13 protein-coding genes are annotated in these 13,700 nt (G+C 73.2%); 4 read left to right on the top strand and 9 right to left on the bottom strand.

Features of this window, described 5'->3' with window-relative positions; translation table 11 throughout:
* Nucleotides 1–10: 10 nt before the first annotated feature.
* The 7 genes from AB0K10_RS29800 to AB0K10_RS29770 form a co-directional block, all read right to left on the bottom strand.
* Nucleotides 11–796 (bottom strand): hypothetical protein, encoded by a 786-nt coding sequence (locus tag AB0K10_RS29800; protein WP_363688991.1) that lies wholly within the window; start codon nucleotides 794–796, stop codon nucleotides 11–13.
* Between the two features lie 23 nt (nucleotides 797–819).
* Nucleotides 820–1,692 carry a PspA/IM30 family protein gene (locus AB0K10_RS29795; protein WP_363688989.1) on the bottom strand — a complete coding sequence of 291 codons (873 nt, stop codon included), beginning with the start codon at nucleotides 1,690–1,692 and terminating at the stop codon, nucleotides 820–822.
* 200 nt (nucleotides 1,693–1,892) lie between these two features.
* Complete coding sequence (locus tag AB0K10_RS29790) at nucleotides 1,893–2,354, bottom strand: helix-turn-helix transcriptional regulator (RefSeq protein ID WP_363688987.1); 462 nt, start codon at nucleotides 2,352–2,354, stop codon at nucleotides 1,893–1,895.
* Between the two features lie 152 nt (nucleotides 2,355–2,506).
* A complete protein-coding gene (locus AB0K10_RS29785; RefSeq protein ID WP_363688985.1) occupies nucleotides 2,507–3,058 on the bottom strand; it encodes a CinA family protein in 552 nt (183 codons plus the stop codon).
* A 124-nt stretch (nucleotides 3,059–3,182) separates the two neighbouring features.
* Nucleotides 3,183–3,779, bottom strand: a complete 597-nt coding sequence (gene pgsA, locus AB0K10_RS29780; RefSeq protein WP_363688983.1) for a CDP-diacylglycerol--glycerol-3-phosphate 3-phosphatidyltransferase — start codon at nucleotides 3,777–3,779, stop codon at nucleotides 3,183–3,185.
* 77 nt (nucleotides 3,780–3,856) lie between these two features.
* Nucleotides 3,857–5,365, bottom strand: a complete 1,509-nt coding sequence (gene rimO / locus AB0K10_RS29775; protein ID WP_363688981.1) for a 30S ribosomal protein S12 methylthiotransferase RimO — start codon at nucleotides 5,363–5,365, stop codon at nucleotides 3,857–3,859.
* A gap of 57 nt (nucleotides 5,366–5,422) precedes the next feature.
* Nucleotides 5,423–6,346, bottom strand: a complete 924-nt coding sequence (locus tag AB0K10_RS29770; protein ID WP_363689049.1) for an ornithine cyclodeaminase family protein — start codon at nucleotides 6,344–6,346, stop codon at nucleotides 5,423–5,425.
* 93 nt (nucleotides 6,347–6,439) lie between these two features.
* Here AB0K10_RS29770 and AB0K10_RS29765 point away from each other — a divergent pair, with 93 nt between their 5' ends.
* Both AB0K10_RS29765 and AB0K10_RS29760 read left to right on the top strand, forming a co-directional pair.
* Nucleotides 6,440–6,754 carry an SMR family transporter gene (locus AB0K10_RS29765; RefSeq protein WP_363688979.1) on the top strand — a complete coding sequence of 105 codons (315 nt, stop codon included), beginning with the start codon at nucleotides 6,440–6,442 and terminating at the stop codon, nucleotides 6,752–6,754.
* Between the two features lie 75 nt (nucleotides 6,755–6,829).
* A complete protein-coding gene (locus AB0K10_RS29760; protein WP_363688977.1) occupies nucleotides 6,830–7,075 on the top strand; it encodes a hypothetical protein in 246 nt (81 codons plus the stop codon).
* Between the two features lie 74 nt (nucleotides 7,076–7,149).
* Here the strand turns inward: AB0K10_RS29760 and AB0K10_RS29755 are convergent, their stop codons facing one another.
* Complete coding sequence (locus AB0K10_RS29755; protein WP_363688975.1) at nucleotides 7,150–9,612, bottom strand: DNA translocase FtsK; 2,463 nt, start codon at nucleotides 9,610–9,612, stop codon at nucleotides 7,150–7,152.
* 113 nt (nucleotides 9,613–9,725) lie between these two features.
* On the opposite strand from AB0K10_RS29755, the gene AB0K10_RS29750 reads away from it, so the two are divergent.
* Together AB0K10_RS29750 and AB0K10_RS29745 are read left to right on the top strand one after the other, a co-directional pair.
* Entirely contained in the window at nucleotides 9,726–10,196 is a 471-nt protein-coding gene (locus tag AB0K10_RS29750; RefSeq protein ID WP_363688973.1) for a YbjN domain-containing protein, read from the top strand.
* Between the two features lie 89 nt (nucleotides 10,197–10,285).
* On the top strand, nucleotides 10,286–11,893 hold the full coding sequence (locus AB0K10_RS29745) for a YbjN domain-containing protein (RefSeq protein ID WP_363689047.1): 1,608 nt from the start codon (nucleotides 10,286–10,288) through the stop codon (nucleotides 11,891–11,893).
* A 67-nt stretch (nucleotides 11,894–11,960) separates the two neighbouring features.
* Here the strand turns inward: AB0K10_RS29745 and AB0K10_RS29740 are convergent, their stop codons facing one another.
* Entirely contained in the window at nucleotides 11,961–13,649 is a 1,689-nt protein-coding gene (locus AB0K10_RS29740) for a ribonuclease J (protein ID WP_363688971.1), read from the bottom strand.
* Between the last annotated feature and the right edge of the window lie 51 nt (nucleotides 13,650–13,700).

Here is a 13,700-nt window from a genome sequence, read left to right as displayed (position 1 = left end):
GGGCGGGTCGTCAGCGGGTGGGCGCGCGCAGGCCGGCGCTGCCGGCACGCAGCTCGGCGAGGGCCGAGGCGACCCCGTGCAGCAGGTCGGTCGCCTCGGTCAGCCGGTCGGCGGCCGGGTGGGTGGGTTCCGGGCGGGCGTCCTCGGCGAGGTAGCCGGCGGCGGCGACCACCAGCCGCTCGTAGGCCGCCACACCGCCCTCCAGCTGGGCGGTCAGCGTGCGGTGAGCGTCGGCCAGCGGCGTCCGGGCGTCGGGCGGAGCGAGCCGCAGGGCCCGTTCCACGCTGGCCACCCGCTCGGCGAGGTCGCGCAACGACCGGTCCGCGGCAGCGGCCTCGAGCACGGCCGGCTCCGCCAACCCGGTGAGCCGGGGCGCCATCCCGGCCAGGGTGAGCGACGCCCGGTCCAGTCGGGCCCACTGCTGCCCGGCGGTGGTGCCGCGCAGCGCGACACGGCTGCGGACCCGGCGTACCTCGGCGAGCACACCCGAGCCGACCGGCAGTCGCTCGACGGCCGCCACCAGCCGGGCCCGGGACCGGGCGGCGGCCTCGGCCGGATCCAACGCGGGCGGGGCCGGGCGGGCGGCAAGCGCTCGCAGGTCGATCCAGCGCCAGGCGGCCAACGCCACCGCGCTGCCCGCGGCGCCGGCCCAGGCCGCGTCCGGCAGACCGAGGCCGGCGTACGGAGTCAGCACCGCCGCGGCGCCGCCGAGCCCACCGGCCAGTACGCTCCACCGCCGGGCGGACCGGCGCAACCGACCCAGCCGACGGAAGTACCGCGTCCGCTCGTCTGCCACCGTGACCTCCTCGGACCGGTCGTTCAGCCGGCGGCGGTCGGGTCGCCGGTGCCCCGTTCGCGGGCCATGCTGGCGCGCAGCTCGTCCAGCCGGGCTGCGGCGGTCGGGTCGCTGCCCGGACCCGCCGTCTCACCCTGCGGCACCGCCGGGCGCTGGGCTGTGCCGCCGAGCTGCTCCCCCGCCATGCTGGACCGGATCTGCTCGAGTCGGGCCGAGCCCGCCGAGTCGATGGTCGCCTTCTGGATCTCCAGCATCCGGCCCTCGACGGAGTTGCCGGCCAGCTCGGCGCGGCCCATCGCGTTGGCGTATCGGCGCTCGATGCGGTCACGCACCTCGTCCAGGGACGGGGTGTTGGTCGGCGCGGTCAGCGACGACATCGACTCCAGCGAGCGGGCCACCGTCTCCTGCATCTTGGCCTGCTCCAGCTGGCTGAGCAGCTTGGTGCGCTCGGCGAGCTTTTGCTGAAGGATCATCGAGTTGTTCTCGACGGCGCGGCGGGCCTGCGCGGCGGCGCCGAGCGCCTGGTCGTGCAGGGTCTTCAGGTCCTCGGTGGCCTGCTCGGCCGAGACGAGCTGAGTGGCCAGGGCCTGGGCGGACTGCTCGAACCGCACCGCCTCGGCCTCGTCGCCCTTGGCGCGGGCCTGGTCGGACAGCACCAGGGCCTGCCGGGCGTTGCCCTGCAACCGCTCGACCTCGGTCATCTGCCGGGACAGCTTCATCTCCAGCTGACGCTGGTTGCCGATCACCGCCGCAGCCTGCTGGACCAGCGCCTGGTGCTGCCGCTGGGCATCCTCGATGGCCTGCTGGATCTGCACCTTGGGATCGGCATGCTCGTCGATCTTGGCACCGAAGAGCGCCATCAGGTAGTTCCAGCCCTTGACGAACGGGTTCGCCATCTCCGCGGTATCCCCTCAGTAGCGTCGCTCCACCGCGATCGGACCGGGTTGACCGACCGACCGCGAACCGGCCGGTCTCCATCGTCCCAGCCGAACGCCAACGGGGCATCCGTACCGGGTGCTCGACGGGCGCCGTCGGCTCCTGCGGGCCACCCTACGCGGCCGGGGCCACCTCGCCCATGGTCAACCGGAAGGACGGCTCAGGCGGCGCAGACCACGTCCCGGTCGCGCTCGGTAGGGCGGACGCGGCTGCTGCGCAGGGTTGCGCGCAGCGGCGAGTCCTGTCGGACCGACACGGCGACCTTGCCGTCGGAGGTGACCTGACGGACACCCCGGTTGGCGCCCTTGCGGACGGCGGCCGTCGCGCCGACCGGCGCGGCCTCGGCCGGCTCGTCCTGCATGCCGACGAGCACCCCGGCGGGCATCTGCTCGGCGAGCGCCACGGTGTCGCTCACCTCGCGCAGCAACTCGGACAGGCGGGCGCCGAGCGCGTCGCAGATCGCGGCGAGCAGCTCGCTGGACGGCTCCTTGTGCCCCCGCTCGATCTCGGAGAGGTAGCCGAGGCTGACGTTGGCGGCGGTGGACACCTCACGCAGTGTGCGCTGCTGTCCCTGCCGGCGCGCCCGCAGTGCGTCACCGATCACCCGGCGTAGCAGGACCATCGCACCTCCCCCTGAGGGATACCTCTCGCCCGGCGTCGGGCAGCCGGCCGCAGCGGATCGCGCCGGCCCCGAGCGTCGGAGCCTTCCCGCAACCGTACCCGCTGCGGGGCCCGGCGACATCCCGCCCCGCCCGTCGGTTCGCCCGGGGCGGCTCATCGGCGCCCCGCGCCGGCGGTTCCCACGCCGTCGCGGGCGGCCTCGTCGGCGGCGTGGATCCGTTCGGTGAGCAGCCGTAACGCCTCGATGACGGCGGCCGAGCGCACGTGGTCCCGCCCGCCGTCCAGGTCGAGCTGCCGGACCTCGCCGCCCGTCGGGCCGGCGACCGCGACGTAGACGAGACCGACGGGCTTGCCGTCCTGCGGCTCCGGGCCGGCGACCCCGGTGGTCGCGAGCCCCCAGTCCGCGCCGCAGCGCTTCCGGCCGCCCTCGGCGAGCGCCAACGCCACGTCCGGGTCGACCGGGCCGCGCTCGGCCAGCAGATCGGCCGGTACGCCGGCAAGCGTGGCCTTCAGCTCGGTGGCGTAGACGACCAGCCCGCCCCGGTAGATCCCACTGACCCCGGCGATCTCCACGATCGACGCCGAGAGCAGGCCACCGGTGAGCGACTCGACAGTGGCCAGGGTCTCGTGTCGCTGCACCAGGCTGTGCACCGCGCCCGCCGCCGCGCTGCCCTCCGCGTTCTCTTCCCGCTCTTCCCGCGCCATGAGCTCGTCCTTCCCCGCCCAAGGAGGCCCAACCCTCCCGGCCGAAACCGTCGATCATGAAGTTGTCGCCCCGACACGTCGGCCCGGACGGCACCAACGTCATGATCGCCGCGGAGAGGGTGGGTCAGGGTTGGTGGGGGCGGCGGAGGCGGAGGGCCTGGGTGATGTAGTCGAAGCCCGTCGCCACGGTGACCAGGACGGCGGCGCCCATGATCCAGGGGCCGACGGCGACGAGGGCGGCCGGCATCGGCCAGAGGTACCAGGCGATGGCAAGGATCTGCAGCGCAGTCTTGATCTTGCCGCCGCGGCTGGCCGCGATCACTCCGTGTCGGATCACCCAGAACCGCAGGCCGGTGATGCCCAGCTCACGGGCGAGGATCAGCGCGGTCACCCACCAGGGCAGCCGGTCGTACCAGGACAGCAGCACCAGGGCCGCGCCGGTGAGCGCCTTGTCGGCGATCGGGTCGGCGACCTTGCCGACCGACGTGACCAGCCCGAACCGGCGGGCGATCCAGCCGTCCACCAGGTCGGTCGCCGAGGCCACCGCGAAGATCAGGCAGGCCGCCATCCGCCAGCCCGCGTGGGTCATCCCCGACACGACCACCGACGCGGCGAAGACCGGCACCAGCACCAGCCGCAGGGCGGTCAGCGCGTTGGCCGCGTTGAGCACGGGCACCCGCGCGACCACCCGGGCCGGCGTCGACTCGGTCGCCCCGGTCACCGTCTCGCTCCGCTCGGGTCGCCATGGCGTTTCCGGCACCGCACCACCTGGCTCCCCCGCTCCGTCCGGGCCCGCCGTCACCGTGCCGCGCCGGGCGCCGCCGAGATCATCTCATCCGGCACCGCGAGCAGATCCACCCCTTCGGTGCCGGTCACGGTGGCCCGCACCAGGTCACCCGGTCGCAACGCGGCCAGGTCGACGCCGCCGTCGGCAGGTGCGACAAGGGTGGTGGAACCGTCCACCTCCGGCGCCTGGTGGGCCGCCCGGCCCTCCACCACGCCGTCGACGATCGCGTCGACGAGCACCTCGACCGTCGAGCCGAGCCGGTCCTCGGCGCGCTGCGAGCAGAGCTCGTCGGCGAGGGCGCTGAGCCGGTCGTAGCGCCGCTTGATTGTCGCGGCGGAGACCTTGCCGGGCAGGCCGGCCGCCTCGGTGCCGTCCTCGTCGCTGTAGTCGAACATGCCTATCGCGTCCAGCCGGGCCTCGGTCAGGAACCGGGTCAGCTCGTCGATGTCGGCGCGGGTCTCACCGGGGAAGCCCACGATGAAGTTGCTCCGCGCGCCCGCCTCCGGGGCCAGCGCGCGGGCACTGGCCAGCAGCTCCAGGAACCGGTCGGTGGAGCCGAAACGCCGCATCCGGCGCAGCACCGGCTCGCTGGAGTGCTGGAACGACAGGTCGAAGTACGGGGCGACCCCCGGCGTGCCGGCGATCGCCTCGACCAGCCCGGGCCGGGTCTCGGCCGGCTGGAGGTAGCTCACCCGCACCCGCACGATGCCGGACACGGCGGCGAGCTGCGGCAGCAGCTTCTCCAGCGCGCGCGGGTCGCCGAGGTCCTTGCCGTACGAGGTGGAGTTCTCGCTGACCAGCACCAGCTCCCGTACGCCGGTCTTGGCCAGCCACTCCGCCTCGGCGAGCAGCTCGTCGGGCGTACGCGAGACGAACGCCCCACGGAACGCGGGAATGGCACAGAACGCGCAGCGCCGGTCACAGCCGCTGGCGAGCTTCAGCGAGGCGACCGGGCCGGTGTCCAGCCGACGGCGCAGCACCTGGCGCAGGTGCGCCGGGGTGTGCTCGTCCGTGTCGACGGCGGTGCGGGTCACGGTGCCGTGCCCGGGCAGGGACACGGTGGCCGACTGGCGCTGCACCGGGGTGAGCGGCAGCAGCTCGCGGCGGTCCCGGGGGGTGTGCGCGGTGATCTGCTCCCCGGCGACGACGGCGTTCAGCCGGGCGGCGATGTCCGGGTAGTCGTCGAAGCTCAGCACCGCCTGCGCCTCGGGCAGGCTGTCGGCCAGCTCCCGGCCGTACCGCTCGGCCATGCAGCCGGCGGCGACGACCTTGGCGCCGGTGCCGGCGGCGGCGAGCAGGGTCTGGATGGAGTCCTGCTTGGCCTTCTCCACGAAGCCGCAGGTGTTGACGACCACCACGTCGGCGCCCTCGCCGTCGGTGGTCACCTGCCAGCCGTCGGCGTGCAGCCGGGCGGCCAGCTCCTCCGAGTCGACCTCGTTGCGGGCGCAGCCCAGGGTGAGCAGGGCGACGCGGCGGCCCTCGGCGTGGTCGGAAGGAGAAGGAGAGGTGGCAGACACCATCCGAGGGTACCGGGCCGCCCGGAGAAGCCCGCGCACGCGGGCCGCACGGTCCTCCGGTCAACCCCGTGCCGCGCCCACCCGGGTCAGCGCGTCGAGCAGGAAGACCTCCGTGCCGGCCAGGCCCGTGGAGCAGAAGACGGAGAGCTGGTCCGCCGTGGTCCGGCCGGGGACCGCGCCCGCCAGGATGCCGCCCAGGTCACGCAACCGTCCGGCGTACGGGGGCAGGGCCGCGAGCATCGGCGGCTGGTAGTCGGCCGCCTGGGCCGGCGAGTCGGTGACCAGCAGGTCGGCGACGTCCAGCAGGTCGGTGCCGAACTCGCTGCGGTCGTGCTGCTTGAAACCCACCGCGTTGACGTGTGTGCCGGGGCTCACATCGGAGGCGTGCAGCACCGGGGTGGGGCTGGTGGTGGCGAGCACCACGATGTCCCGCCCGGTCACCGCCGCACCCGGGTCGGCGACGGCGCGGGCCGGCACGCTCAGCTCGGCGCGTACCCGGGCGGCGAAGGCGTCCCGTCGCGCCGCCGAGCGGCTGTGCACCACCACCTCGCGCAGCGGGCGGACGGCCGCCGCGGCCCACACCTGGGTCCACGCCTGCCGCCCGGAACCGATCACGCCGAGGGTCGCCGCGTCCGGACGGGCCAGCACGTCGACAGCCACGCCACCCAGCCCACCGGTACGCCGGGAGCCCAGCTCCTCGCCGACGGCGACCGCCCGGACCGCGCCGGTGCGGGCGTCGTGCAGCACCACCAGCTGCTCGCCCCGCGGGTGGCCGAACGTGTCGTACGAGCGGTAGCCGTACCACTCGCCGACCAGGTGCCCGGCGGTGAGGACCATCCGTCCCCCGCCGAGCGGGGCGGCGGCCCGGGGTGGGGCCACAAGCCGCCCCTCGTGGGCGGCCACCAGGGCGACCCGCATGGCGGCGACGGTGGTGGTGGCGTCCAGGACGGCGGCGACCTCGGGATCGGCATAGAGCAGGGCCATGTTCGCCATACTGCAAGTTGAAGTGAGGTAGAGGTCAACGCGTGGTGGCGGGAGTCACCACCCCGGCCGCCGGCCCGGTGCTAGCGTCGGCCGATGGCCTGGCTGGTGTTGGTGATCTCTGGACTGTTGGAGACGGCCTGGGCGATCGCCCTGGACCGCAGCGCCGGCTTCAGTCGGCCGATCCCGTCGGTGGTGTTCGCGCTGACCCTGGTGCTGAGCATGGCCGGGCTGGCGTACGCGCTGCGCGACATCCCGGTCGGCACCGGTTACGCGGTCTGGGTCGGCATCGGCGCGGTGGGCACGGCGCTGGTCGGGATGCTTGCGCTCGGCGAGTCGACAAGCCTGCCCCGGATCCTCTGCCTGTCGCTGGTGGTCGCCGGCGTGGTCGGGCTGAAGATCTTCCACTGAAGAGGGACGCGTGACCAGCGCCCACAGTGGGTAGTGATCGATCCGTCACCACAGGCTCTCACACCGGAGGAAGACATGGCCGACGTCCCCGGCACCGCCCGCCAGCGCACCAGCGCCGCTCGGATCCTCACCATCGTGGGTTTCGTGTTCGCGGTGCTCGCGCTGCTGCTCAACCCGATCATCTTCGGTGTGCTCGGCGTGATCGCCGGCGTCGTCGGCGCCGTCCTGGGCGACAAGCCGCTGGGCTGGTACGCCGCCGTGGCAAGCGTCGTCGCCGCGATCATCAGCCTGGTGATCATCGGCGCGCTGATCAACAACTGAGCGCTCTTCTTCCACGGGCCCGCCGGCTTCCGGCGGGCCCGTCGCGTACTCCAGGTCGGTCTTGCCCCGCCCGGTCAGTCCACGTCGCCGCGCAGGCCGGACAGGACGTCCGCCAACTCGTCCGGCTTGACCAGCACGTCGCGCGCCTTCGACCCCTCCGACGGCCCGACCACACCACGGGTCTCCATGAGGTCCATGAGACGGCCCGCCTTCGCGAAACCGACCCGCAGCTTGCGCTGGAGCATCGAGGTGGAGCCGAACTGTGAGGTGACCACCAGCTCCACCGCCTGCACCAGCAGGTCGAGGTCGTCGCCGATGTCCTCGTCGATCTTCTTCTTGTTGTCCTGCGCGGGGGCCAGCACGTCCTTGCGGAACTCCGGCTCCCGCTGGTCCTTGCAGAACTTCACCACGTCGGCGATCTCGCGCTCGGTCACCCAGGCGCCCTGGATCCGGACCGGCTTCGAGGCGCCCATCGGCAGGAAGAGGCCGTCACCGCGGCCGAGCAGCTTCTCCGCGCCGGGCTGGTCCAGAATGACCCGCGAGTCCGCGAGGGACGAGGTGGCGAACGCCAGCCGGGACGGCACGTTCGCCTTGATCAGGCCGGTCACCACGTCGACCGAGGGGCGCTGGGTGGCCAGTACCAGGTGGATGCCGGCGGCACGGGCGAGCTGGGTGATCCGGACGACCGAGTCCTCCACGTCGCGTGGCGCGACCATCATGAGGTCCGCCAACTCGTCCACGATCACCAGCAGGTACGGGTACGGGCGCATCTCCCGTTCGCTGCCCGGTGGGGCCTTGATCTCGCCGTTGCGGACCTTGCGGTTGAAGTCGTCGATGTGCCGGACCCCGTTGGCGGCGAGGTCGTCGTAGCGCATGTCCATCTCGCGCACGACCCAGTCCAGCGAGTCGGCCGCCTTCTTGGCGTTCGTGACGATCGGGGTGACCAGGTGCGGGATGCCCTCGTAGCCGGTCATCTCGACCCGCTTCGGGTCGATCAGCAGCAGCCGCACCTCGTCCGGGGTGGCCCGGGTGAGGATGGAGACAAGAAGAGTGTTCAGGCACGAACTCTTGCCCGCGCCGGTGGCCCCGGCGATCAGAATGTGCGGCATCTTCGCGAGGTTGGCCACCACGTAGCCGCCCTCGATGTCCTTGCCGAGCGCCACCACCATCGGGTGGTGGTCGCTTGTCGCCGCCCGCGAGCGCAGCACGTCGCCGAGCGCCACGTTCTCCGGGTCGGTGTTCGGGATCTCCACGCCGACCGCGCTCTTGCCCGGGATCGGGCTGAGGATCCGCACGTCCGGTGACTTCACGGCGTACGCGATGTTGCGGGAGAGCTGGGTGATCCGTTCGACCTTGACCCCGTGCCCCAGCTCCACCTCGTAGCGGGTGACCGTCGGGCCGCGGGTGAAGCCGGTGACGGCGGCGTCCACGTCGAACTGGTCGAAGACGCCGGTCAGCGCGGCGATCACCTCGTCGTTGGCCTTGCTGCGGGTCTTCGCGGCCGCGCCGGCGCTGAGCATGTTCGCCGGCGGCAGGGTGTAGTCGCCGGACAGGCCTGTCAACGCGAGCTGCTCGGCGCGGGTGGGCGCGGGCGAGTGCTCCGGCGGCTCGGCCGGTTTGCGGCTGGCCGGCACCTTCGCCGGGGCCTTGCGCGGCAGGACCATCGTCTCCTGGAGGTCGGCGCCCTCCAGGTCGTCGAAGTCGTCCGGGTCCAGTGGTGGGGGCATCCGCTTCGCCGGCCGCTTGCGGGCCGGTCGGTTGAGGACCGTCTCGTCGGTCTCTTCGCCGACGACCGCCTCCGGTGTCGCCACCAGGCTGCCGGCGAGCAGGCCCAGCCGCTCGGGGATCTTGTTGATCGGCGTCGCGGTCACCACGAGCAGGCCGAAGAGCAGCAGCAGGATCAGCAACGGTACGGCCACCCAGGCGGTGACCGCCCGCTCCAGCAACCCGCCCACGCCGGCGCCGACCAGGCCACCGGCGTAGTCACGCTGCACCGTGTCCGTCGGGTCCTGACCGATCTGGAGCAACGCGGCGGTCGACACGAGCAGCGAGCCCCACCCGATCAACCCGCGACCCCGGTGCTCCGGATCGGCCGGCTGACGCATCAGCCGCCAGGCGCCGATCATCAACAGCACCGGAACCACCACGGAGATCGCGCCCAGGAACAGCCGGATCGTGTCGGCCAGACGCGCGCCCACCGGGCCCGCGCCGGAGAACCAGAGCGCGACGGCGCTGAGCAGAGCCAGCCCGAACAGCAGCAACCCGCCGCCGTCGCGACGGTGCTCGGGGTCGAGGTCGCGGGCGGAGGCTGCCTGTCGGCCGGCGGCCCGCACCGCCCAACCCATCCCGTGGGCCAGCCCCATCCACAGTGCGCCGACCGCGCGGCCAACGTAGACGGCCGGCCCCGGGCGGGCGGGTGTGGTGCGCCGGCGTACGGGTGCCCGGGTCTTCTTCGCCGGTTGACGGGCACGGCTGTTGGTGCCACCGCGCGGCGACGCGCCGCGTCGCCGGCTCGCCTGAGAGGTACGGCCCGCCATAGAGTCACGGTAACGGTGGGGGCGGGCAGATCCCCGCTTTTCCGGGTCGTGTCCGCGCGTCGCAACACGGACCCCGCCGCCGGTCGTGATATCCGCCTCAGAAGGGATGCCCGATGGCGTCGCCGAGACTCGAGGACGATCCGCTGGCCGGGCACCCCGACAGGTTGCGCCCGCTGACCGGCGAGCTGGTCGCCGCGGTGCTCGCCGCGCGTGGCCGGCGGGTCGGTCGCGCCGTGAACGGTGACCTCGTGGGCCGCTTCGACGACAACCTGATCTGGTTCCTGTGTCTCGGCGCTGCCGGCGAGGTGCTCCAGGTCCGCACGATGGTCGCGCCCGCCTTCGGGATCGAGCAGGTGCCCGCCCTGCACGCCTTCTGCAACGCGTGGAACCACGACCGGCTCTGGCCGAAGGCGTTCGTGCACGTCGACGACGGCGGTCAGGCCCGGATCTACGGTGAGGTGATCACCGACCTGGAACGCGGGGTCACACCGCACCAGCTCGACCAACTGCTCGACTGTGGCATCACGACCGGCTGCCAGCTCGCCGTCGCCGTCGGCCGGCTGCCCGGCGCGGTGTCGGCGTGACCGGCCGCGAGGAGACGACGGGCAGCCGCACCGACCGGGTCGAGGCGCCCTCCGACGCCCGGGCCGCAGGTCACCGGGTCACCGCGCTGGTGGCCGCGCTCGCCGACGCCCGGGACCTGCCGGACGGGCCCGGTCGGCTGGTCGCCCTCGAACGCGTCGCCGAGCGGGCCGACGCCGCCGAGGACGTCCGGTCCGGGTTGGACGCCCGGTTCGCCCTGATCGAGGCGTACCTGCTGCACGGCGAGCGGTGGCGGCTGATCGAACCGCTGCGACGCTGTCTGGCCGCCGTCGACAGGTGGCCCGCGCTGCTCACCGACGCCGAGGCCGAGCTGCTGCCGCGCTACCAGCGGTACGCGGTGGAGGCGCTGCTCGGCACTCCCCGGGTCGGGCTGGACCAGACCCGACTTCTGCTGGACGACCTGGCCCACCGGCTGGGGGCCGACGGACCCGACGCGCCGATGGTCGCCGAGCTGCGCTGCCGGGTCGCCGACCACCTCGGCGACGAGCCCACCGCCCGCCACTTCTTCCAGGGGTGGGCGGGCACGCGTTCCGGGCCGGCCGGTGGGTGCCCGGGCTGCGCCCCGGCCCGGCGGGCGGAGCTGCTCGCCGGTTGGGGTGAGTGGCAGGCCGCCCACACCGAGCTGGAGGCTTCCAGCGCCGGTGCTCAGGAGTGCACCGACCAGCCCGAGCGGGCGCTTGTCGCCGGGCTGCTGCCGCTGTCGCGGGTCGGCGAGCCCGAGCAGGCCGCGGCGGCGCACGTGCGGGCGTACCGACGGCACCGGCGGGAGCGTTCCGCCTTCCCGTACCTCGCCACGCACCTGCGGTTCTGCGCGCTCGGCGGGCACCTGGACCGCGGGCTGGCAATCCTGACCGAGCAGTTGCCCCGACTGGACCGGCCCACCGACGACCTCGCCGCGATGGAGTTCGCCGCCGCCGGGGCGCTGGTCTGCGCGCTGGCCGACGAGGCGGGCCTGGGTGACCGGACGGTGCACCGCCCGGCGTACGGCGAGCGCCCGGCCGCCGAGCTGGACGTGACCACCCTCGGTTCGCTGCTGCTCGGCATCGCCACCGACCTGGCGGGCAGCTTCGACGCCCGCAACGGCACCGGTCACCAGTCCGGTCGGATGGCGGCCTGGCTGGCCGAGCGCCCATCGGTGGCGACCGTACCGCTGCCCGCGCCGGCCGAGAACGACTCCGACGACAGGCCCGGCGCGGACGAGGCCGGCATCGAGCCGGGCGCTGCGGACGCCGGCACCGAGCCCGACGCTGAGGCGGACGCAGCCTCCGAGCGGGAGGTGATGGCACTCACCACCGACATGATCACCTCGACGCTGGACCGGCGCGGCGACAGGTACCTGGTCGACGACGGGGGCACCGTGGTCGGCCGGTGGGGTGCTGCGGTGATCCAGTTCCGTCGGGCCGGCGAACGCGGCGAGGTGCTGCACACCCGGGCGATGGCCGCCCGTCGGCTGCCGACAGCGCGCCGCGCCGAGGCGTACGCCTTCTGCAACGCCTGGAACCATGACCGGCTGCTGCCCAAGGCGTACGCCCACGACCTCGACACGGAGATCGTGCTCGCCGGGGACATGGCGACCGACCTGACCCACGGGGTGGCGCCGGCGCAACTGCTGGTGCTGGTGGACGCCGCGATCGCCACCGGGGTCGCGTACGCCGAAGCGGTGGCTGACCTGCCCTGACCGTCCGGCGGTGGACACGGCGACGCCGGTCCACCCGAGCGGGTGGACCGGCGTCAGCGCGACGTGCTCAGACCTCGACGACTGTGGGCACGATCATGGGCCGCCGCCGGTACTTGTCGTTGACCCACCGCCCCACGGTCCGCCGGACGATCTGCTGGAGCTGGTGCGGGTCGGTGATGCCGTCCGCGGCGGCCCGGTTGAGCGCCTCGGTGACCAGCGGAACCACCGGGTTGAACGCCTCCGGGTCCTCGGAGAAGCCCTTCGCGGACAGCGTCGGGCCGGCAACGACCTTGCCGGTGACCGAGTCGACGACCACTGTCGTGGCGATGAAACCGCCGTCGCCGAGGATCCGCCGTTCGGTGAGCAGCGACTCGCTGACGTCGCCGACGGCGAGACCGTCGACGTAGACGTACCGGCTCTTCACGTGCCCGACGAGGCTGGCCCGGCCCTCGACGAGGTCGACGACGTCGCCGTCCTCGCAGAGCACCACGCGGTCGGCGGCGACCCCGGACTCGATGCCGAGGCGGGCGTGGGCGCGCAGGTGCCGCCACTCCCCGTGTACGGGCATCAGGTTGCTGGGCCGGACCACGTTGAGCAGGTAGAGCAGTTCGCCGGCCGGGGCGTGCCCGGAGACGTGCACCTTCGCCACGTCCTTGTGCACGACCACCGCGCCGGCCCGGGCGAGCCGGTTGATGACCCGGTACACCGAGGTCTCGTTGCCCGGCACCAGCGAGGACGCGAGGACGACTGTGTCACCGGGGGCGATGGTGATGTGGCGGTGGTCGCCGCTGGCCATCCGGCCCAGAGCGCTCATCGGCTCGCCCTGCGAACCCGTGGACATCAGCACGATCTGCTCCGGCGGCAGCGTGGTCGCCTCCTCGATGCCGACGACCAGGCCGGCCGGGATGTTGAGCAGGCCGAGGTCCCGCGCGATGCCCATGTTGCGCACCATGGACCGCCCGATCAGCGCGACCTTGCGGCCGTGCTCGGCTGCGGAGTCGAACACCTGCTGCACCCGGTGCACGTGCGAGGCGAACGAGGCCACGATGATCCGGCCCTTTGCCTTCGCGAAGATCGAGTCGAGCACCGGCCCGATCTCCCGCTCCGGGGTGACGAAGCCGGGAATCTCCGCGTTGGTGGAGTCGGACAGCAGCAGGTCGACACCCTCGGCGCCGAGCCGCGCGAAACCGGCCAGGTCGGTGATCCGGCCGTCCAGCGGGAGCTGGTCCATCTTGAAGTCGCCGGTGTGCAGCACCAGGCCGGCCGGGGTACGGATGGCCACCGCGAGCGCGTCCGGGATGGAGTGGTTGACCGCGAAGAACTCGCACTCGAACGGGCCGAGGCGTTCCCGGCCGCCCTCGCGCACGGTGAGCGTGTACGGCTGGATCCGCCGCTCGGCCAGCTTCGCCTCGACCAGAGCGAGGGTGAACTGTGAACCGACCAGCGGGATGTCGGGCTTGTGGGCGAGCAGGTACGGCACCGCGCCGATGTGGTCCTCGTGACCGTGGGTCAGCACGATCGCCTGGACGTCGGCCAGCCGGTCCAGGATCGGACCGAAGTCGGGCAGGATCAGGTCCACACCCGGCTGCTCGACGTCGGGGAACAGGACACCGCAGTCGACGATCAGCAACTTGCCGTCGTACTCGAAGACGGTCATGTTCCGACCGATGGCGCCGAGCCCGCCGAGCGGGATGATCCGCAGGCCACCTTCCGGCAGCGGCGGGGGTAGTTCCGCCTCGATGTGCGCCTCGGTCACGCGTCCACCTCATTCTGCGACGCCGTCACTCGGCGCCCATCGTGTCGTTCG

It is taken from the genome of Micromonospora sp. NPDC049274, from assembly GCF_040678875.1.
Lineage (GTDB): Bacteria > Actinomycetota > Actinomycetes > Mycobacteriales > Micromonosporaceae > Micromonospora.
This window is presented reverse-complemented; position numbering and strand designations above follow the sequence as displayed.